Origin of the sequence: Kribbella italica, from assembly GCF_014205135.1 — a bacterium.
In the GTDB taxonomy this organism is placed as follows: domain Bacteria; phylum Actinomycetota; class Actinomycetes; order Propionibacteriales; family Kribbellaceae; genus Kribbella; species Kribbella italica.
The window spans coordinates 7,243,609-7,263,669 of record NZ_JACHMY010000001.1 but is presented as its reverse complement, the minus strand read 5'-3'; the positions used below and the strand labels follow the sequence as shown (position 1 = coordinate 7,263,669).

The 20,061-nt window shown below is 70.6% G+C and carries 14 protein-coding genes; 5 read left to right on the top strand and 9 right to left on the bottom strand.

Translation table 11 applies throughout. The features are described 5' to 3' along the window. The first annotated feature begins 41 nt into the window (after positions 1-41). The 4 genes from HDA39_RS33900 to HDA39_RS33885 are packed head-to-tail and all read left to right on the top strand — an operon-like array spanning position 42 to position 5,291. Entirely contained in the window at positions 42-1,709 is a 1,668-nt protein-coding gene (locus tag HDA39_RS33900) for an AfsR/SARP family transcriptional regulator (RefSeq protein ID WP_184802196.1), read from the top strand. Then, positions 1,706-2,980, top strand: coding sequence for a hypothetical protein (locus HDA39_RS33895; RefSeq protein ID WP_184802193.1), 1,275 nt, complete (start codon positions 1,706-1,708; stop codon positions 2,978-2,980). The genes HDA39_RS33900 and HDA39_RS33895 overlap by 4 nt, the downstream gene beginning before the upstream one ends. After that, positions 2,977-3,624 carry a helix-turn-helix transcriptional regulator gene (locus tag HDA39_RS33890; RefSeq protein ID WP_184802191.1) on the top strand — a complete coding sequence of 216 codons (648 nt, stop codon included), beginning with the start codon at positions 2,977-2,979 and terminating at the stop codon, positions 3,622-3,624. Before HDA39_RS33895 ends, HDA39_RS33890 begins: the two co-directional genes overlap by 4 nt. Then, complete coding sequence (locus HDA39_RS33885) at positions 3,624-5,291, top strand: right-handed parallel beta-helix repeat-containing protein (RefSeq protein ID WP_184802189.1); 1,668 nt, start codon at positions 3,624-3,626, stop codon at positions 5,289-5,291. Before HDA39_RS33890 ends, HDA39_RS33885 begins: the two co-directional genes overlap by 1 nt. A 33-nt stretch (positions 5,292-5,324) precedes the next feature. Here HDA39_RS33885 and HDA39_RS33880 read toward each other — a convergent pair whose 3' ends face one another. The 8 genes from HDA39_RS33880 to HDA39_RS33845 form a co-directional block, all read right to left on the bottom strand. Continuing rightward, complete coding sequence (locus tag HDA39_RS33880; protein ID WP_184802187.1) at positions 5,325-5,513, bottom strand: hypothetical protein; 189 nt, start codon at positions 5,511-5,513, stop codon at positions 5,325-5,327. Positions 5,514-5,638: 125 nt separating this feature from the next. Further along, positions 5,639-7,357 carry a malto-oligosyltrehalose trehalohydrolase gene (treZ, locus tag HDA39_RS33875; RefSeq protein ID WP_184802185.1) on the bottom strand — a complete coding sequence of 573 codons (1,719 nt, stop codon included), beginning with the start codon at positions 7,355-7,357 and terminating at the stop codon, positions 5,639-5,641. Positions 7,358-7,361: 4 nt separating this feature from the next. Continuing rightward, the gene (treY, locus tag HDA39_RS33870; protein WP_184802183.1) at positions 7,362-9,779 is read right to left on the bottom strand and encodes a malto-oligosyltrehalose synthase; all 2,418 of its coding nucleotides are present in this window, start codon (positions 9,777-9,779) and stop codon (positions 7,362-7,364) included. Next, positions 9,776-11,893 carry a glycogen debranching protein GlgX gene (gene glgX, locus HDA39_RS33865; protein WP_184802181.1) on the bottom strand — a complete coding sequence of 706 codons (2,118 nt, stop codon included), beginning with the start codon at positions 11,891-11,893 and terminating at the stop codon, positions 9,776-9,778. Before glgX ends, treY begins: the two co-directional genes overlap by 4 nt. Positions 11,894-11,952: 59 nt before the next feature. Continuing rightward, positions 11,953-13,962 (bottom strand): glycoside hydrolase domain-containing protein, encoded by a 2,010-nt coding sequence (locus tag HDA39_RS33860; RefSeq protein WP_184802179.1) that lies wholly within the window; start codon positions 13,960-13,962, stop codon positions 11,953-11,955. A 91-nt stretch (positions 13,963-14,053) separates the two neighbouring features. Then, entirely contained in the window at positions 14,054-15,727 is a 1,674-nt protein-coding gene (locus HDA39_RS33855) for an alpha-amylase family glycosyl hydrolase (protein WP_184802177.1), read from the bottom strand. Next, on the bottom strand, positions 15,724-16,692 hold the full coding sequence (locus HDA39_RS33850; RefSeq protein WP_184802175.1) for a TIGR03885 family FMN-dependent LLM class oxidoreductase: 969 nt from the start codon (positions 16,690-16,692) through the stop codon (positions 15,724-15,726). The genes HDA39_RS33855 and HDA39_RS33850 overlap by 4 nt, the downstream gene beginning before the upstream one ends. 47 nt (positions 16,693-16,739) lie before the next feature. Continuing rightward, positions 16,740-17,456, bottom strand: coding sequence for a GAF and ANTAR domain-containing protein (locus tag HDA39_RS33845; protein ID WP_184802173.1), 717 nt, complete (start codon positions 17,454-17,456; stop codon positions 16,740-16,742). Between the two features lie 185 nt (positions 17,457-17,641). On the opposite strand from HDA39_RS33845, the gene HDA39_RS33840 reads away from it, so the two are divergent. Continuing rightward, positions 17,642-18,445, top strand: coding sequence for a S1 family peptidase (locus HDA39_RS33840; protein WP_184802171.1), 804 nt, complete (start codon positions 17,642-17,644; stop codon positions 18,443-18,445). A gap of 44 nt (positions 18,446-18,489) precedes the next feature. Here HDA39_RS33840 and aceB read toward each other — a convergent pair whose 3' ends face one another. Then, on the bottom strand, positions 18,490-20,061 hold the full coding sequence (gene aceB / locus HDA39_RS33835) for a malate synthase A (protein ID WP_184802169.1): 1,572 nt from the start codon (positions 20,059-20,061) through the stop codon (positions 18,490-18,492).

Here is a 20,061-nt window from a genome sequence, read left to right as displayed (position 1 = left end):
GTGTCATCGAAATGTCATCGTCCACCCGGATCGTATGTGTCATGAACGGTCACTCAGCGCACACACCGGCCCGGATCGCCTTCCGGGTGCTGGGCCCGCTCGAGGTCGACGGCCCGGACGGAGCCCCGCTGGACGTGTCCGGCGGCAAGCCCGCGACGATGCTCACGCTGCTCCTGCTGCACCGCAACGCGTGGGTCAGCACCGACCAGCTGATCGATGCGGTGTGGGCCGGGCTGGACGCGCCCGCCTCCGCGCAGCGCAACCTGAAGACCTACGTCTGGCAGCTGCGCCGGGCCCTGCCCGACGAGCGCATCGAGAGCCGCCCGGGGGCCTACCGCGTCCGCGTGCTCCCCGGTGAGCTGGACGCGGACGTGGCCGCCGATCTCTCCGACCAGGCGCGTATCGCTCCCGCGACCAAGGCTGTCTCCCTGCTGGAGCAGGCCCTCGGCCTCTGGCGCGGCTGCCCGTACGACGGCCTGACGGGCGACGCGACCTCGGCTGTCGACCGCCTCACCGAGCTCCACCGCTCGCTGCGCGAGGACCTCGCCGACGCGTCGTTGACCCTCGGCCGCTCCACCGAGGCCATCTCGTTGCTGAAGGCCCTCACCGACGAGGACCCGCTCCGCGAGCTCGCCTGGACCCGCCTGATGACCGCCCTCCACCGGACGGGCCGCCGCCACGAGGCCCTGGCGGCGTACCGGCGGGCTCGCACCGTCCTGGTCCGCGACCTGGGCATCGAGCCGGGCGCCGAGCTGACGCGACTCCACCAACAGATCCTCACCGACCAAGAGCAGATGCCGGCAGCAAGTAGTGCACCTGTTCCGTCCGACCTTCCCGTTCGGATCTCTGGGTTCGTCGGACGAGAGCAAGAGCTGGCCGCCGTCCGGGCCGCCGTTTCGCCGGACCGCGTCTGTGTGATCTCCGTCGACGGCATGGCCGGGATCGGCAAGTCCGCCTTCGTCCTGGAGGCAGCCGCCGCCCTTCAGGACGTGGACGCTCAGATCTGGGGCACCGAGCACCCACGTGTCCTGGGCCGGCGCGTGCTGCTGGTCCTGGAGAACGTCGAGGACTCCAACCAGGTCCGCGACCTCATGCCCAACACCCCAGGGTCTGTGGTCCTCGTGACGAGCCGGCGGCGCCTGACCGGGCTCGACCGTGACCTCACCATCACCCTCGAGCCCCTGGCCGACAACGACGCCGTGCGGATCACCGACTGCGAGCAGGCCCTGCGCTGGAGCGCCGGCCACCCGGAAGCCCTTCGCCGCTTCGCCGAGCTGCTGGAAGGCCGTCCCGCGTGGACGGCGGCTCGGCTGGCCAACGGCCTGGATCGCCTGCCGGCACGGCAGCGCGCCCTCGCCGGGCTCCACGACCGGTTCGACGAGACCTACCACTCACTGGCAGAACCAGTCCGCCGGCTCTACCGCCTGCTGAGCCTGACACCTCAGTTCGACGTACGGCGGGCAGGACGGCTGCTCGGCGCCGACCAGCAGGAGGTGGAACCGATGATCGACGAGCTGATCGACCAGCACCTCGTCTCGGAGCCCGCACCGGGCCGCTTCGGCGTGCACCCGGTGGTCCGCGACCACGCGCACCGGCTGCTGCTCGCCACCGAGTCCCCCGACGACCTGCTCGCCGCAGCACAGCGCGCACGGCTCACCGGTCAGGCCGAGCTGGAGCTGGTCTCTCCTGACGACCCGAGGGTCGCATGAGGCCCCCGGCCGCGGCAGCCGCCGCCCCCGAGCAGCAGGTCGCCTACGCGCCGACCGCACCGGCTGTCCCTCAAGCAACCGCGGTCGGTACGCCGCTGGCCCGCGCCGCAGCCGTCCCGCAGCGACCCATGCCCCAGCCGGTCGCTCTGAGGACCTCACTGACAGCGCCAGTAGCAGCCCGCTCCTACCTGGTCGACCAGCCACCCGCGCCGGCACCAGTGGCCGACAAGGTCGAGCTCCCCGAGCGAGCGATCCGCGTCGGCCAGGTGGTCTGCTGGCAGATCGCCCTGCTCGCCGTCGGCGCCGCCACCACCGGCTCCCGCGCGACACTCATCCTCACCAGCGCCGCAGCGCTCACGCTGGTCCTGCTGACCGCCGTCCGCATCCGCGGGCTCTGGCTGTACCGCTGGGCCGCCGTCCTGCTCACCTTCCTGTTCCGCCGCCGCCGGATCGACCTGACCGGCGACACCGCGCTCAACCTCACGAGCGTGTTCCTCGGCCGGACCACGGTGAGCACTCTGACCATCCGCGACCAGCCGTACGGCGTACTGAGCCATCCCGGTGGGGTCCTGCTGGCTCTCCGGGTCGGTGCCGACGCGCAGCACGAACTGCTGCCGCGCCTGGCCACGCTGACCGAGTCGGTCGACGAGCAGCCGGTCGCGGTGTCGATGCAGCTCGTCCTGCACACCGGCATCAAGCAGAACCAGTCGCCGCGGGCCTGGATCGCCGTGGCCGCCCAGCGCACGTCGGCGATCGCCACGGACGAGCAGGTCAACCTGGTCCTCACCAACACCGTCCGGCGCCTGGTCCGCCGCTTCGACCGCGAGCAGGTCGAGAACATGCCGCTGGACGAGGCGGACGTGCTGGCCTCGATCGGGGCGCTGGCCCACGCCAACGCGGGCCGCGGTCAGGTCCGCGAGCGCTGGTCCACCTGGGCCGCCGGACCGGTCCTGCAGGTCGGCGTCCGCCTCACCGGCTACGCGTCCCTGCCGCAGCCGCTCGCGCAGTCCTTGATCGACACCCTGCTCGGTACGGCGACCGGTGCCGCGCAGACCCTCGCCATCACCGTCACGGCTCCGCCCGACGGTCCCGAACCCGCCCAGCACGACGCCGTACTGCGGGTGGCCGCCTCACATCCGGCCACGCTCGACTCGGCGGTCAACGTCCTCACCTCACTGGCTCGCTCCTTCGGAGTGGAGCCGGAACGCCTCGACGGGCGGCACACCACCGGTCTTGCCGCCACGCTACCTCTGGGGGTCGCTCTCTCATGACTGTCACCGTTCTGCACCGTCCCACTGCCTTCCACCAGGTCCCCGCCCAGGACGGCATCGCCGCTCTGCTCGCCGGCGCCCAGGACGAGGTGATCGCGATGAGCAACCTGTCACCGGCCGGACCGGCGTTCGGGCCGCGCGACGTCCGCCCTGGCGTGCGGTACCGGGCCATCTACCCCGACACCGCCCGCACCGCGCCGACGCTGTGCCGGCACCTCGCGGCGATGTCCGTGGCCGGTGTGGCCGTACGGACCGTGCCGCAGGTCCCGCTGAACGGGCTGGTCGTCGACGGGCGGGCCGTCGTACTGCCTGCTGACAACTCCACCGGCAGCGTCGCCGTACTGCGGCTGAGCAGCGCGGTGGCCAGTACGACGGGGCTGTTCGAGCTGGTCTGGCCCAGCGCGGTCCCGCTGACCGACAGCGACGTACCGGGTGACGTCGACCTGGACGAGCGGAACCGGGAGATGCTCCGGCTGCTCGCGCTCGGCGTCACCGACGAGGTCGCGGCCGCCCAGCTCGGCATCTCGGTGCGGACCGTCCGCCGGATGGTCTCGCAGATCATGGGCCGGCTCGGTGCGCGCAGCCGGTTCCAGGCCGGGGTGAAGGCCGCCGACCGCGGCTGGCTGCTGGACCGGGCCAGCTGATGCGCGTCCTGACCGTCGCCGCGGACCGTCCCGGCGCGTACCCGACCATCGGCTCTGCCCTGCTCGAGGCGCCCGACGGAGCCACGGTCGCGATCGCTGCCGGGACGTACGCGGAGACGCTGGAGCTGAGCGGGCGGTCCGTCACCCTGCAGGCCGAGGCCGGCGGCGCCGTCGTACTGGACGGTGCGGGTGCGGACTGGCCGACGCTGCGTGCGGTGGACGGCGAGCTGACCTTGCGCGGCCTGGACATCCGGGCCGGCGACAACCTGGCCGTCTCGGTCGAGCGGACCGCGCTCACGGTCGAGCAGTGCGAGGTGCGCAGCAAGAGCCGGCCGGCGATCAGCGTGCACGCCAGTCCGGCGTTCACCGTCGACCGGTGCACGGTCAGCGGCGCCGAGACCGGGATCGTCGTCGAGGGCGCGAGCGGCCGGATCCTCGACACGACGGTCTCCGACGTCGCCGGTGACGGGATCGTCGTTGCCTTGGGCTCCGATCCGCTGATCCGTGGCTGCACGGTCACCGGGTGCGGGGGCCGCGGGATCTACGTGTACCAGTACAGTCGGCCCGAGCTGACCGACACCGCGGTGTCGCGGACCGGGACCGACGGGATCGGTGTCGCACACGGCAGTACGGCGACGATCCGCCGGGTCACCGTCGAGGACACCCGCGGCCACGGGATCGCCTTCACCCCGGGCTGCGGCGGGACGGTCGAGGGCTGCCGGACCGAGAACACCGGACTGGCCGGGATCCACCTTCCCGAAGGCGCCACGGTCGAGGTGATCGAAAAGGCGTCCGCGCGGCCGACCGAGACCGACGGCCCGCTGGACCAGCTGCTCGGCGACCTGGACGAGATGGTCGGGCTGCCGGGCGTGAAGGCCGAGGTGCACGCGCTGGTCGACGAGATCCAGGTCAACGAGTGGCGGCGCGCGGCCGGGCTGTCGGTCGGCGCGGTCAGCCACCACCTGATCTTCGCCGGGGCTCCCGGTACCGGGAAGACGACCGTCGCACGCCTGTACGGCAAGCTGCTGAAGGCGCTCGGTGTCCTGCCGCACGGTGAGTTCACCGAAGTGTCCCGCCGCGACCTGGTCGGCCAGTACATCGGCCACACCGCGGAGAAGACCGCGACGGTCTTCGAGAAGTCCCTCGGCGGGGTGCTGTTCATCGACGAGGCCTACACGCTGTCCCGCTCGGCGGGCAGCGGCGGCGACTTCGGCCAGGAGGCGATCGACGCGCTGGTGAAGCTGATGGAGGACCACCGCGACGAGATCGCGATCATCGTGGCCGGCTACACGACCGAGATGAACGACTTCCTCGACGCCAACCCCGGCCTGGCCTCCCGGTTCTCCAAGACCATCGAGTTCGAGAACTACTCCGCTCCCGAGCTGCTGCTGATCACCGACCGGATGGTCGCGGCCGGCGACTACCTGCTCGACGCCGACGCCGCCGGCCCGCTCACGGCGTACTACGACCAGATCGCCCACACGCCGAACTTCGGCAACGCCCGCGAAGCCCGCAGGCTGGTCGAGAGCATCCGCAAGGCCCAGTCCCAACGCCTCCGGTCGCTGGGACGCATGCCGACCACCGAAGAGCTGCGCTCACTGCTGGCGGCCGACGTACTGTCCGCCGCGGGGCCGCAGAAGGTGGCTGATCCAGTTCTCCCACGGTGAAGCGCACCCGCGGGCGCGCTTCACCGGCAGAGTTCAGCTCAGGATCTTCTTCTCGTCCCGGGCCTTACGGTCGTGGCTCGCGGCGCGGCGCTCGACCGGTTGGTGCTCGGTGCGTGGTGCCGGGCAGACCGGGCCGCGGCGGATCGGTCCGCCGCCCAGTCGCCTGCTCTTCCACTGCTTCTCGTCGTAGTCGTAGTAGGTGTCGGTCCCTCCAACGCTCACAGCCGTCCTCCCTGTCACCCCCCGGTGACCCCCCTCCTGCTGCCTTCTCAACAGGTGGTGCCCATCCACAGTCCGTCACCAGACCCCTGCGACACAAGGGATTGACGAAACTGTGTTGGTCCTGGTCACACAGCCCAGACCGCCACGGAACGGCCGGAAAGCGTTACCCCGTCAGCGACCAGGTCGGTCGTACCGAACGCCATCACCTCGTACGACGGCCGCCCGTCCACCGGCACGACCTGCTCGGCCTCGGCCAGGTTCACCACCACCCGCAGCGCACCCCGGCTCACCACCAGCCAGTCCTCACCCGACACCACCGAGGCCGACCCGATCCGGTCGTCACGCAGGTCGTCGTTGCGCGCCCGCAGCGCCAGCAGGTCGCGGTACCAGGCCAGCAGCTCCCGGTGCGGCGACTGGTCCACCTCGCCCCAGTCCAGCACCGACGACCGCCAGGTCTCCGGGTCCTGCGGGTCCGGGATCTCCTCGGCGTCCCACCCGAACGCCGCGAACTCGCTGCGCCGCCCGTTCCGGACCGCGTCGGCCAGCTCCGGCTCGTCGTGGTCGGTGAAGAACCGCCACGGCGTCGACGCGCCCCACTCCTCCCCCATGAACAGCATCGGCGTGTACGGCGAAGTGATCACCAGCGCCGCACCGATCGCCAGCTGCCCCGGCGTCAACGCCGGCCGGTCGCCGAGCGCCCGGTTCCCCACTTGGTCGTGGTTGGAGGTGTACGCGAGGAACTCCGAGCCGCGGTGCCGCGCGGGATCTACCGGCCGGCCCCAGTCCTTCCCGCGGAACGACGAGTACGACCCGTCGTGCAGGAACACCTGCGTCAGCGTCTTGGCGAACACCCCGGGCTGCGCGAAGTCCTCGTAGTACCCGGCCCGCTCGCCGGTCAGCAGCGTGTGCAGCGCGTGGTGGAAGTCGTCGCTCCACTGCGCCGTCATCCCCAGCCCGCCGTCGGCCACCGCTGTCACCATGGCCGGGTCGTTCAGGTCCGACTCGGCCACCAGACCCAGCGGCCTGTGCAGCTGCGCCGAGAGCTCAGCCGTCTCCTCCGAGAGCTGGGCGAGCAGGTGTTGCGGGCTGTCGTCCTGCAGAGCGTGGACGGCGTCCAGCCGCAGCGCGTCGAGGTGGAAGTCCCGGAACCACCGCAGCGCGTTGTCGAGGATCCACCGGCGCACTTCGTGCGAGCCCTGGTCGTCCAGGTTGACCGCCGGGCCCCACGGCGTCGTGTGCTTGTCGGTGAAGTACGGCCCGAACGAGCCCAGGTAGTTCCCGGACGGTCCGAGGTGGTTGTAAACGACGTCCAGGCAGACCGCCAGCCCGACCGCGTGGCAGCGGTCGACGAACCGCTGCAGCGCCTCCGGTCCGCCGTACGGCGCGTGGACGGCGTACAGGTCGACGCCGTCGTAGCCCCAGCCGTGCTTGCCCGGGAAGGCGGCCACCGGGAGCAGCGACACGACCTGGACGCCGAGTGCGACCAGGTAGTCGAGGTGGTGAGCGGCGGCCTCCAGCGTGCCCTCGGGAGTGAAGGTCCCGAGGTGCAGCTCGTAGAATACTGCGCCGCGCACGTCCCGGCCGGCCCAGGCCGAGTCGCTCCAGCCGAAGCGGGACGCGTCGAACACCCTGCTGGGCCCGTGCACTCCCTCGGGCTGCCAGGCGCTGCGCGGGTCGGGCATCGGGTCGCTGCCGTCGACGGAGAAGGCGTAGTCGGTCCCGTGCCCGGCGTCGGGCACCTCCAGCGACCACCAGCCGTCATCGGCTCTCTTCATCTCCAAGGACTCACGCAGGACCAGCGAAACAGCAGAGGCCTCAGGTGCCCAGACAGAGAACGTGTGCATGCGGTCAGCCTCTCGCGAGCAGCGCCACCGGAAGCTCAGCCAGCAGCTCGTCGATCCGAGCCGCTCCACTACCCACCGCCCGGCCGGTCAACACGTCCTGCCAGTCGCCGGACGGCAGTACGACGGTCGAGTCGCCCCAGCCACCCAGCCGGTGCAGGGCGACCGGCAGCCGGGTCGCCAGCGTGATCACCGCGTCCCCGCGAGCAAACGCGACCGCATGCCCGTTGGACGTCGGCAGCGGCCGGTAGCTGCCCGCGAAGGCCTCCGCGTTCTGCCGGCGCAGCCGAAGCGCCCGCGACGTGACCAGCAGCTTCTCGTCCGCCAAGCCCTCCGGCGATCCACCGCCGTCCAGCCGGGCCAGCCGCTGGATGCGCTCCTGGTAGTCGACCGGGCGCCGGTTGTCCGGGTCGACCAGCGACAGGTCGACCAGCTCGCTGCCCTGATAGACATCCGGTACGCCGGGCATCGTCAGCTGGACCAGCTTCTGCCCGAGCGTCGCCGCCCGCACGTACGGCGCCTGGGCGTCAGCGAACCGGCGTACAGACTCCAGCAGCTCGGCGTCGCCCAGCACCGCGGTGGCGAAGGCCGCGACGGCCTCCTCGTACTCGCTGTCCGGTGATGTCCAGCTGGTGTGCCGCTTGCCCTCGCGGATCGCCTTCTGCAGGTAGGCCTGCAGCCGGTCCTCGGCGAGCGGCCCGTCGTCCCACGTCCCGAGCAGGGTCTGCCAGACCAGGTACTCCGTGCTGCCGTCGAGCAGGGGCCCGCGGTAGTCCTCGGACTGCATCCGCCACGACCGGACCGCCTCGACCCAAGCAGCAGGCTGCTCGGACAGCACGCCGAGCCGGGCCCGGACGTCCTCGGACCGTTTGGTGTCGTGCGTCGAGAGGGTCGTCATCGTGCGCGGCCAGTGGTCGTTCAGCCGGGCGGCGTACGCGTGGAACTCCTCCGGCGAGACCCCGAAGTGCTCCGGGTCGCCGCCGACCTCGTTCAGCGAGGTGAGCCGGAACCACCGGTAGAACGCGGTGTCCTCGACGCCCTTGGCCATCACCGGCCCACAGGTCTGCTGGAACCGCACGATCAGCTCGTGCCGCGCGTGCTCGTCGATCCGGCTCGCCGTCCCGGCCTCCCGGCCGAGCAGCAGGTCGCGGACCAGGTCGAGCGTCTCCTGCTGCTCCTCGTCCAGATTCCGCCGGGCCAGCTCGGCCACGTGCTCCAGCTCCGCGATCGCCTCGGCGGGCGCCGGCTCACCCGGTACGACGTACGCCCGGTACCGGTCGAAGTTCACCAGCAGCTCGACGACGACCTCGTGGAACGCCCGGCGGGTGTGGTCGCGCAGCCGGACGTCGTCCTGGCAGATCCGGGCCAGCAACTCGACCAGCCGGTGCACCTCGGCGTACTGGCCGTGCTTCACGATCTCCCGCTTGGCCTCCTCGACCACGGGCGCGAAGTCGGCCGGCTCACCGGTCAGGTCGGCGTGGTACGCCGCCAGCGGTGCGGCTCCCGCCGGGTCGACGAAGAGACCGCCGACCCGCAGCAGCGCGTCGTAGCCCGTCGTGCCGGCGCAGGGCCAGTCACTCGGCAGTTCCTCGTCGCCCTCGAGGATCTTCTCCACCACGACCCACGCGCCGCCGGTCCGCTCGGCCAGGCGGCGCAGGTACCCACGGGGGTCGGCCAGACCGTCCGGGTGATCGATCCGGAAGCCGTGCAGCTTGCCCTCGTGCAGCAGCGCGAACAGCAGCTCGTGCGTCGCCTCGAAGACCTCCTGCGTCTCCACCCGGACAGCGGCCAGCGTGTCGACGTCGAAGAAGCGCCGGTAGTTCAGCTCCTCGTCGGCGACCCGCCAGTGGGCCAGCCGGTACCACTGCTCGGTCACCAGCTCGGCGATCGGCAGGTGCTCGGTGCCGGGGCGCAGCGGGTACTCGTGCTCGTAGTACCGCAGGACCGGCTCGTCGCCGCTGCTGTCGACCGACAGCTCGCCGTCCGCCAGCACCTTGCCGATCCGGTTGCCGAGCACCGCCATCAGGAGCGGCTGGTTCCCCGACCCCCAGTCGACGTCGAACCACTCCGCGTACGGCGAACCCGGCCCGTCCCGCAGCACCGACCAGAGCGCCGCGTTGAGCCGGGCCGGCGTCGGTACGGCGACGTGGTTCGGGACGACATCGGCGATCGCACCCATCCGGTGGTCGGCCAGCTTGGCCGTCAGCCGGTCGAACGCGGCCCGCCCACCGGCCGGCTCCGACAGCCTGCTGTGGTCGACCACGTCGTACCCGTGCGTCGACCCCGGCGCCGCCTGCAGGATCGGCGACAGGTACGCGTGCGAGACCCCGAGGTCGCGCAGGTAGTCCACCACCGCCGCGGCGTCGTCGAACCCGAACGCCGCGTTGATCTGCAACCGGTACGTCGACAGCGGGATGGCCGTCATCCGGCCGACTGTCGGGGTCGGGTCAGCACGATCGTGCCGTGGGCCTCGATCCGGATCGTGCTGCCGGCCGGGTGGTCGATCTCCTCGCTGCGGCCGGTCGGCCGGATCGTGTCGACCACCACCGACCAGGCGTCGCCGTACTCCTTGGCGGGCAGCAGGAACTCCTGCGGCTCGTGGTCGCTGTTCAGCAGGATCAGGAACGAGTCGTCCACCACCGGCTCGCCGCGCGGGTCCGGCTCCGAGATGGCGTCACCGTTCAGGAACACGGCCACCGCGCGGGCGTCGTCCCGGCTCCAGTCGCCGTCCTGCATCTCCTGGCCCTCGGGGGTGAACCAGACCAGGTCGCCGAGGCCGTCGATGCCCTGGTCCCCGTGGAAGAAGCGCCGGCGCCGCAGGACCGGGTGCTCGTTGCGCAGCCGGACCAGGCCGCGGGTGAACTCCAGCAGGTCCTCCTGCTCCTCGTCGAGGTCCCAGTTCACCCAGGCCAGCTCGTTGTCCTGGCAGTACACGTTGTTGTTGCCGCTCTGGGTCCGGCCGAGCTCGTCGCCGTGCGCGAGCATCGGGACGCCCTGCGAGATCAGCAGCGTGGTCAGGAAGTTGCGCTGCTGCTTGGCCCGCAGGACCCGCACCTCCCGGTCGTCGCTGGGGCCCTCGGCGCCGCAGTTCCAGGAGCGGTTGTGGCTCTCGCCGTCGTTGCCGCCCTCGCCGTTGGCGTCGTTGTGCTTGTCGTTGTACGACACCAGGTCCCGCAGCGTGAACCCGTCGTGCGCGGTGACGAAGTTGATGCTGGCCAGCGGGCGGCGGCTGTCGTCCTGGTACAGGTCCGAGGAGCCGGTCAGCCGGGAGGCGAACTCGGCCAGCGTGTACCGCTCGCCGCGCCAGAAGTCGCGCACGGTGTCGCGGTACTTGCCGTTCCACTCCGTCCACAGCGGCGGGAAGTTGCCCACCTGGTAGCCGCCGTCGCCGACGTCCCACGGCTCGGCGATCAGCTTCACCTGGCTGACCACCGGGTCCTGCTGGACCAGGTCGAAGAACGCCGACAGCCGGTCCACCTCGTGGAACTGGCGGGCCAGCGTGGCCGCGAGGTCGAAGCGGAAGCCGTCGACGTGCATCTCGGTGACCCAGTAGCGCAGCGAGTCCATGATCAGCTGCAGCACGTGCGGGTGCCGCATCAGCAGGCTGTTCCCGGTACCGGTGGTGTCGTAGTAGTGCGACTTGTCCTGGTCGACCAACCGGTAGTACGCGGCGTTGTCGATGCCCTTGAACGACAGCGTCGGGCCCATCTCGTTGCCCTCGGCGGTGTGGTTGTAGACCACGTCGAGGATCACCTCGATGTCGGCCTCGTGCAGCGCCTGGACCATCGTCTTGAACTCGGTCACCTGCTGACCGCGGGTGCCGTTGGACGAGTAGGCGTTGTGCGGGGCGAAGAAGCCGATCGTGTTGTAGCCCCAGTAGTTCGACAGCCCGCGCTCCTGCAGGTGCCCGTCCTGGGCGAACTGGTGCACCGGCATCAGCTCGACCGCGGTCACCCCGAGCGCCTTGAGGTGCTCGATGATCGCCGGGTGCGCCATCCCGGCGTACGTGCCGCGGATCTCCTCCGGCAGCGCCGGGTGGGTCTTGGTCAGGCCCTTGACGTGCGCCTCGTAGATCACCGTCTCGTGGTACGCGTGGCCCGGCGGCCGGTCGTTGCCCCAGTCGAAGAACGGGTTGGTGACGACCGAGAGCATCGTGTGCTCGCGGTTGTCCATCGTGTTCAGCTCGTCGGGCTTGGCGAACCGGTAGCTGAACAGCGACTCGTCGGCGTCGACCTGTCCGTCGACGGCCTTCGCGTACGGGTCCAGCAACAGCTTCGACGGGTTGCACCGGTGGCCGGCCGACGGGTCGTACGGGCCGTGCACGCGGTAGCCGTAGCGCTGGCCCGGCTGGACCGAGGGCAGGTAGGCGTGCCACACGAACCCGTCCACCTCGGTCAGCTGGACCAGCTGCTCCGACCCGTCGTCGCCGATCAGTGCCAGGTCAACTTGTTCGGCAACCTCCGAGAACAGCGCGAAGTTCGTACCGGAGCCGTCGTACGTGGCTCCGAGGGGATAGGGACGACCAGGCCATTTCTGCACGCGACGACAGTAGCCATCCCTACCCCCAACCGAAGAACGGTGGTGTGTTTTCCTACCGCTCAGCTGACGGCGACCGCCTTGGTGCTACTCACGGTAGTCGCGTGATCCGCGTCGGCCAGCCAGACCACCCGGTAGTACGACGTACCGCGCGCGGCCGGCTTGATGCTGAACCCGTAGTTCCCGGTCGCGTTGAGTTTCGTCGTCGCCACGGTCGGCCACGCCGACCCGGTCAGCCGCTGCAGGTACACCGTCGTACCGGGGTGCTGCGGGCGCAGGTAGCCGTAGACCGGGGTGGTGGCGCCGAGCTTGATGGCCGCCGCCAGGTTGATCGTGATGGTCGGCTTGACCTCGATCGTGGCGTTGCCGCTGCGCGAGCCGAGCAGGTCCGGTGACCCGTTGTAGCCCCACGCGTACACCGTGGAGACGGTCGGCTTCTGCACCGACGACGCCTGGCCGGTGCCGTCGGAGGTGACCCGGCCGGCCTCACGCCAGGTGGCGCTGTTCTTGGCCCGCGCGTAGAGCGACAGCGGTACGCCGGTCAGGGAGGCGCCGGTGTCCTTACGGGTGGCCCGGGTGTAGAGCGTGACCGCGCCGCCGTAGCTGATCGCCGGCGCACTGGCCGCCACCGTCGCCCCGGTACCGATCAGCACGGTGCTGACGCCCGGACCGATCTTGCCGGTGCTGTCCTTGGTCCACGCGCGGAACGCGTAGCTGGTGGCGTTGGCCAGGCCGGTGGCCGTCGTGGACGCGGCGGTGCCGGTGTAGACCGCCGTACCGACGTTCGGCAGCGGCGGCGCGGCGGTGCCCCCGGCGTTGCGCCGCACGATCACCTGGTGGCCGGCCGGAACCGTCCACTTGAGTGCCGCCGTGGAGTAGGCACCGGTCGCGTCGAACCCGGTCGGCGCGGCAGGCGGCGCCGTCAGGTTGACCGCGTTGCTGTCGATCTCGATCTCGGTGCCGCCATGGGTCTCCTTGTGCGGGCCCGCGTACTGGTGCACCCGCTGCCGGTTGGTCCACATCGTCGCCGGGATGTACTTGTCGTCGGTGGTGTTGGTGACGTTGTTCCAGCGGGCGAACCACAGGTTGTCCGGCCGGGTGTACGCCGTGTTGTTGTAGGCGCCGGCCAGATCGACCCCGCCGGAGGCGGCAGCGACGTACGCACCGCCGAAGTAGCCGCGGGTGTTCAGCTCGAGCGTCCAGCCACTCAGGTAGGACAGCACCGACGCCTTGCAGGCAGCGGTGGAGGTGTAGGCCTCCACGTCGCTGTAGATCGCGCTGCGCTGGGCAAAGCCGAGCGCCTGTGCGGCGGTGACGGCGTTGGCCGCTGCTGTGCGGCCCTGGGCCCGTGCGGTCGCCGGGTCGGTCGACATCTTGCTGGCGTACGGCGCACAGGGTGCCTGCAGGCCGACGTCGATCAGCAGGAACTGCCAGCCCTTGGCGGCGTTGTTGGCCACCCAGTCCGGCGTCAGGTTCGGCTGGCCGCACGCGCGACGCTCACCACTGATGTAGACGCCGACAGCCTTGTAGCCCGACGCCGGGTACCGCCAGGCGTCCATCGCCGACTGGCTGGGCGCCGCACAGGTGTCGAACGCGAAGCCGCCCTGCAGGTTGCCCGTAGCAACCACTGACGGAGTGGCGGCGGCACGGGGCTGAGCGAGCCGGGTCGCCTTGGACGTCACCCGGCCGGTGCCGAGCACCTCCCTGGCAGCCTGGTCGCCACCGGAGCTGTAGTACGCCGTCGCGAGCACGCCCGCGTCAGTCACTGCCTCCTGGAGCTCGCCAGGGGTGGAGCGGGCAGTCCTGGTCAGCGGCTCCAGGACGAGGCCCTGGCTCCGGCCGGTCAGATGCGCCGGGCAGTCTGCCTGGGCAGTGCTCTTGCCCAGGTAGACCGCCGGGCGGTCGAAGCGGACGCAGGCTGTCGGGTCCTTGGCCAGGTCGACGACCTGCCAGTCGGCCGGGACAGTCACCTGGTAGCCGCGGTACTCCACGGTCTTGTCCCCCGCGGCCTGCGCGGGCAGGACGCCCGTCGCAAGCACCGCAAAGGGCACAACGATCTTCCACAACCTCACAAAGAACTCCTCACAGGGCAGGCGGCCGCCGTGAGTATTTCAGAGGGACCAGACCAAAAGCATGAGTATTGCTACTTGCTGCACATCACCTTCACAAGAGGTACCGATCACCCGGGTGGACGACCCGCAGCCACCGGCTCCCGTGCGGCTCCAGCTCGAGCTGGACGGTCCCGTCCTCCGCGACCTCCGTCGTACCGGGCTGGAGGAGGTCGACGGCCCGCACCCCGACTCCGGAGCCCGCGACCGCCAGGGTGACGGTGGCGGAGTCGGAGGCGAAGTTGTGGGCGGTGACGACGCAACCACCCTCGTACTCCGAGCGGTGCGCCAGCACGGTCGCCGACTCGTGCTCCAGCACCGTGCAGTCGCCCCAGGACAGCTCCGGCGTCTCCCGGTAGCGCTGGATCAGCAACTTGATCCAGTTGAGCAGGGAGTCCGGGTCGCGGCGCTGGGCGACGACGTTGACGTGCTCCGGGGACAGGTCACCGGTGACGACCTGCCCGGCCAGGTCCGCCGCGTCGGCGGTGGAGAAGCCTCCGTTGACCGAGTCGGTCCACTGCATCGGAGTCCGTACGGCGTTGCGGCCCTCCATGGCCAGGTTCTCGCCCATGCCGATCTCCTCGCCGTAGAACAGCACCGGCGTACCGGGCAGCGAGAAGAGCAGGCTGTAGACCATCCGGAGCCGCGCCGGGTCGTTGTCCAGCATCGGAGGCAGCCGCCGGCGCAGTCCGCGGTCGTAGAGCTGCATGTCCTTGTCCGGACCGAACGCGGCGAACACCTCGGCCCGCTCGTCGTCGGTCAGCTTGTCCAGCGTCAGCTCGTCGTGGTTGCGCACGAACGTGCCCCACTGCGCCTCCTCCGGCGGAGCAGGCCGCTCCCGCAGGGCCTTGACCAGCTCGGCGGGGTCCTGCCGGGCCAACGACAGGTACATCTTCTGCATCCCGATGAAGTCGAAACACATGGTCAACTCGTCGCCGTCCTCGTCCCCGAAGAACTCGCGGGTCTCCTTGTACGGCAGGTTGACCTCGCCGAGCAGCACCGCCTGACCGCTGCGCCGGTTCATGAACGCCCGCAGGTCCCGCAGGTAGTCGTGCGGGTCCGCCAGGCTGTCGGGGTCCGCCGCACCCAAGGTGTCGAGCAGGAACGGTACGGCGTCCACCCGGAACCCGGAGATCCCCAGCTGCAGCCAGAAACCGATCACCCGGATGATCTCCTCCCGCACCTCCGGGTTGGTGATGTCCAGGTCGGGCTGGTGCTTGTAGAACTGGTGCAGGTAGTACTGACCGGCCTGCTCGTCGTACTGCCACAGGCTGGTCTCCTGGTCGGGGAAGACGATGCCCTCGGTCGCGTCCTCCGGCGGCTGGTCCCGCCAGACGTACCAGTCCCGGTACGGCGACTCACGGGACGCGCGAGCGCTCTGGAACCACGGGTGCTGGTCGGAGGTGTGGTTGACGACCAGGTCGGCGATCACCCGCATGCCACGGTCCTGCGCCAGGGTGATCAGCTCGACCAGGTCACCGTGCGTACCGAGCCGCGGGTCGACGTCGTAGAAGTCGGTGATGTCGTAGCCGTCGTCGCGGTCCGGCGTCGGGTAGAACGGCATCAGCCACAGACAGGTGACGCCCAGCTCGGCCAGGTGGTCGATCCGCTGCGACAGGCCGCGGATGTCACCGCGGCCGTCGCCGTCGGTGTCGAAGTAGGTCTCGATGTCCAGGCAGTAGACGACGGCGTTCTTCCACCAGCTGTCGGCGGTCTCGGTCAGCCTCACGGGCGGGTCACCTCCAGCTGCGGCAGCACCTTCGCGCCGAACGTGTCGACGAACTCCGACTGCTCCTGGCCGACGTGGTGCAGGTAGATCGCGTCGAAGCCCAGTTCGGCGTACTGGTTGAGCCACTCCGCGTGGCGGCCCGGGTCGGACGAGACGTGCACGGTCTTGTGCATCGCCTCCGGCGGTACGTGCTCGGCGGCCAGGTCGAACGACTCGGCGGTGTCGGTGTCCCAGCAGAACGGCGGCGGGAACACGTTGGACCGCCACTGGTCGTGGGCGATCGCCAGTGCCTCCTCGTCGGTGGCCGCGTAGCTCAGATGCACCTGCAGGCAGACCTTCCCGCGTCCACCGGCGTCCTTGTACGCCGCGATCAGGCGGCGCAGGGTGTCGTGTTCTGCGTTGACGGTGATGAGGCCGTCGGCCCAGCCGGCGCACCACTTCGCCGTACGTTCTGAAACTGCTGCACCGAGCAGTGCGGGGACTTCGGTCGGGAGGGTCCAGAGCCGGGCCCGGTCGACGGTGACCAGGCCGTCCCGGCTCACCTCGTCGCCCCGCAGCAGCCGACGGATCACGTCGACCGCCTGCTCGAGCCGCTCGGTCCGCTCCTCCTTGCGAGGCCAGCGCTCACCGGTGATGTGCTCGTTGCTGGCCTCGCCGGTGCCCAGCGCGGCCCAGAACCGGTCGGGATACATGGAAGCGAGGGTGCCGATCGCCTGGGCGATGATCGCCGGGTGGTACCGCTGGCCGGGCGCGTTGACCACGCCGAAGGTCAGGTCGGTCGCCTGCAACGCGGCGCCCAGCCAGGACCAGGCGAACCCGGACTCGTTCTGCCGGAGACTCCAAGGACTGAAGTGGTCCGAGCACATCGCCGCGGTGAAGCCGGCTTGCTCTGCCCGCACCACCGCTTGCAGCAGGTCGGCGGGCGGGACCTGTTCGTGCGAGGCGTGAAAGCCGTAGACAGTCATACGTCCCCGTGCCCGCAGTGCACGCCCGCCACACCCGGCGGACCGGTCTACTTCGCTTTGTGGTTGACCGACTCGACCAGGGACACCGCGACCTGGCGGAGTTTCAGGTTGCCGGACTGGGAGAGCCGGACCAGGAAAGCGAACGACCGATCGGCGTCCAGGGAGTAGCGCTCCATCACGATGCCGACGGCCTGGCCGATGACGTTGCGGGTCTCCAGGGCCTCGGACATCGTCGCGTCCTGCTTGGCCCACCCCATCGCCAGCGCGACCTGGCCGGCGAACAGGCTGCCGAGGTGCAGGGAGTCCTGGTCGATGCCGTACGGCGCGGTGGAGTACAGGTTGAGCGCGCCGCGCGCGTGCGGGTCGGCGCGGAACTGGAACGCGAGATGCGCGCCGAGGCCGAGTGCTGCCGCTTTCGGCCCGAAGGCCGGCCAGCGGGAGTCGGTGGCCAGGTCGCCGACCATCACCGCCGGCTCGCCCAGCGCGGCGTCCACACAGGGGCCTTCGCGCAGCTCGTACTGCAGCTCGTCCGCGCGGGTCGCCAGCGGACCGGTCGGCGCGATCGTCTCGATCCGGCCGTCCTTGTGGGTCAGCGAGATGCTCACCTCGACGATCCCGGGCACGGCGTCGGCCGCGCTCTGGGTGATCAGGTGGAGCGTCCTGCCCAGGTCCATCGGAGCCTGCATCGACTCGGCGACGTCCGCCATCGCGTCCGCGACCTGCTGCAACGGCGCAGGATCCGCCTGCAGCGGCACTGCCTCCATCACCGGCCTCCTCCCACGCGGCGCCGAACCCCCCAGCTGTCGGCCTCCCCGCCAGTGTGCCGTACGACGGAAGACTTGGCTGCGCCCGGCGAGTGAGGGTCCGGAGGCCGTCCGGGAAGGACAAGTCACCGACCGCCCCGGTCGCCTAACGCAATCGGGCGTGCACACAGAGTACGTTCGTCCTCATGTTGAAGCGAGCCGCGGCGATTGCCGGCGTACTGGTCCTCACCATCTCGGGGGTCGCGACCGCTGCGACCCACCAGCCCGGGCAGGACCGGACGGACCGAAGTCTGATCGTCGGCGGCACGCTCGCGGCGCTGTCGGAGGCGCCGTGGGCGATCGCGCTGACCAGCACGCGGTCCTCCGACAGCAGCGGCCGCTGGTGCGGCGGCGCGCTGGTCCGGCCGAACAAGGTGCTGACCGCGGCCCACTGCATGACCAAGCCGATCGGGACCTACACCGCCGTCCAGGGCCGCGCCGAGCTGCTCGACACGCGCGGCGGCCGCACCTCCGGGATCAGCAACGTGTGGATCCACCCCGGGTACGACACCAAGCTCAACCGCAACGACTTCGCCGTCCTGACGCTCAGCACGCCGATCACCGGCGTCCCGCTGATCGCCCTGGAGACCAATCCGAAGGCCGACCGCAAGGGCGCCGTCCCGACCGTCTTCGGCTGGGGCGACACCCAGAACACCGGCCCCTCCGACACCTTCCACAAGCTCGCCGTGCCCGACCTCGGCGACGCCACCTGCCTCGGCAACCCCGAGTACGTCGGCAACGGCTACGCCGCCGCGAACAACATCTGTGCCGGCTACCTGAACGGCGGCCGCGACGCCTGCCAGGGCGACTCCGGCGGCCCGCTGGTCCTCAACGGCCGCCTGCTCGGCACTGTCTCCTGGGGCAAGGGCTGCGCCGAGAAGGGCTACCCCGGCGTCTACGCCGAGATCGCCCCGGCCGCGAAGGCGCTCAAGGCCCAGTTCACTCAGTAGAGCCCTGGGTCCGCGGATGGGCGGACCCAGGGCAGGACGCCCGCCTACGGCATCCGCTCGTAGGCGGGCAGGGTGAGGAAGTCGGCGTAGTCGTCGGCGATCGCGACCTCGAGGAAGGTTTCGCGGGCGTCGGCGTACGCCGTGGGGTCGTCGCCCAGCTTGGCGATCTCCTCGTCGGCGAACCGCGTCACCAGGTCGGCCGTGACCGTCGCGCCGGTGTCGAGCACGACGGCATTCTGCCGCCACTGCCAGATCTGCGAGCGCGAGATCTCGGCCGTGGCGGCGTCCTCCATCAGGTTGAAGATGCCGACCGCGCCGGTGCCCTTCAGCCAGGCCGCCAGGTACTGGACGGCGACGCTGATGTTGTTGCGCAGGCCCGCCTCGGTGACCTCGCCGGGAGTCGCGGCGACGTCGAGCAACTGGTCCGCGGTCACGGTGACGTCGGAGCGAAGCTTGCCGAGCTGGTTCGGCGCCGCGCCGAGGACCTGGTCGAAGACCGCGCGGCAGGTGTCGACCATGCCGGGGTGCGCGACCCACGAGCCGTCGAAGCCGTCGCCGGCCTCGCGCGTCTTGTCGGCCTCGACCTTGGCGAACGCCTGCTCGTTGACCGCCGGGTCCTTGCTCGGGATGAACGCCGCCATCCCACCGATCGCGTGCGCTCCACGCTGGTGGCACGTCCGGACCAGGAGCTCGGTGTACGCCCGCATGAACGGCACCGTCATCGTCACGCTGTTGCGGTCCGGCAGCTGGAAGTCGGCGCCACGGGTCCGGTAGGTCTTGATCACGCTGAACATGAAGTCCCAGCGGCCCGCGTTCAGCCCGGCCGAGTGCTCGCGCAGCTCGTACAGAATCTCCTCCATCTCGAACGCCGCCGGGTACGTCTCGATCAGCACCGTGGCCCGGATCGTGCCGCGCGGGATGCCGAGGAACTCCTGTGCCAGCACGAACGCGTCGTTCCACAGCCGCGCCTCGAGGTGCGACTCCAGCTTCGGCAGGTAGAAGTACGGCCCCTGGCCGCGGTCGAGCTGGAGCTGCCCGCACGCGGTCAGGTAGAGCGCGAAGTCGACCAGCGCGCCCGACGTCCGCTCGCCGTCGACCAGCAGGTGCTTCTCCGGCAGGTGCCAGCCGCGCGGCCGGACCACGATCGTCGCGAGCTCGTCGTCCGGCTTCAGCGCGTACGACTTGCCGGCGTCGCTGGTGAAGTCGATGGTGCGGGTGATCGCGTCGAGCAGGTTGAGCTGCCCGCCGATCACGTTCTCCCACAGCGGGGTGTTCGCGTCCTCGTGGTCGGCCAGCCAGACCTTCGCGCCGGAGTTCAGCGCGTTGATCGTCATCTTCTGGTCGGTCGGCCCGGTGATCTCCACCCGCCGGTCGACCAGGCCCGGCGCCGGCTCGGCCACCCGCCAGTCCGGATCGTCCCGTACGGCGGCAGTCTCGGCCAGGAAGCCGAGCGACCCACCGGCCGCGATCTCCTCGACCCGCGTCCGGCGCCGCTCCAGCAGCTCCAGCCGCCGCGGGTTCAGCGCGCGGTGCAGCTGCTCGATCAGCGCGAGCGCCCGCTCGCTCAGGATCTCGTCGTACCGCTCGTGCATCGGTCCCGTGACCTCGACTGCCAC

Coding starts and splice junctions, on each gene's coding strand:
- HDA39_RS33900 (WP_184802196.1), top strand. CDS start 42: ATGAACGGTCACTCAGCGCACACACCGGCCCGGATCGCCTTCCGGGTG.
- HDA39_RS33895 (WP_184802193.1), top strand. CDS start 1,706: ATGAGGCCCCCGGCCGCGGCAGCCGCCGCCCCCGAGCAGCAGGTCGCC.
- HDA39_RS33890 (WP_184802191.1), top strand. CDS start 2,977: ATGACTGTCACCGTTCTGCACCGTCCCACTGCCTTCCACCAGGTCCCC.
- HDA39_RS33885 (WP_184802189.1), top strand. CDS start 3,624: ATGCGCGTCCTGACCGTCGCCGCGGACCGTCCCGGCGCGTACCCGACC.
- treZ (WP_184802185.1), bottom strand. CDS start 7,357: ATGCACACGTTCTCTGTCTGGGCACCTGAGGCCTCTGCTGTTTCGCTG.
- treY (WP_184802183.1), bottom strand. CDS start 9,779: ATGACGGCCATCCCGCTGTCGACGTACCGGTTGCAGATCAACGCGGCG.
- HDA39_RS33850 (WP_184802175.1), bottom strand. CDS start 16,692: ATGACTGTCTACGGCTTTCACGCCTCGCACGAACAGGTCCCGCCCGCC.
- HDA39_RS33845 (WP_184802173.1), bottom strand. CDS start 17,456: ATGGAGGCAGTGCCGCTGCAGGCGGATCCTGCGCCGTTGCAGCAGGTC.
- HDA39_RS33840 (WP_184802171.1), top strand. CDS start 17,642: ATGTTGAAGCGAGCCGCGGCGATTGCCGGCGTACTGGTCCTCACCATC.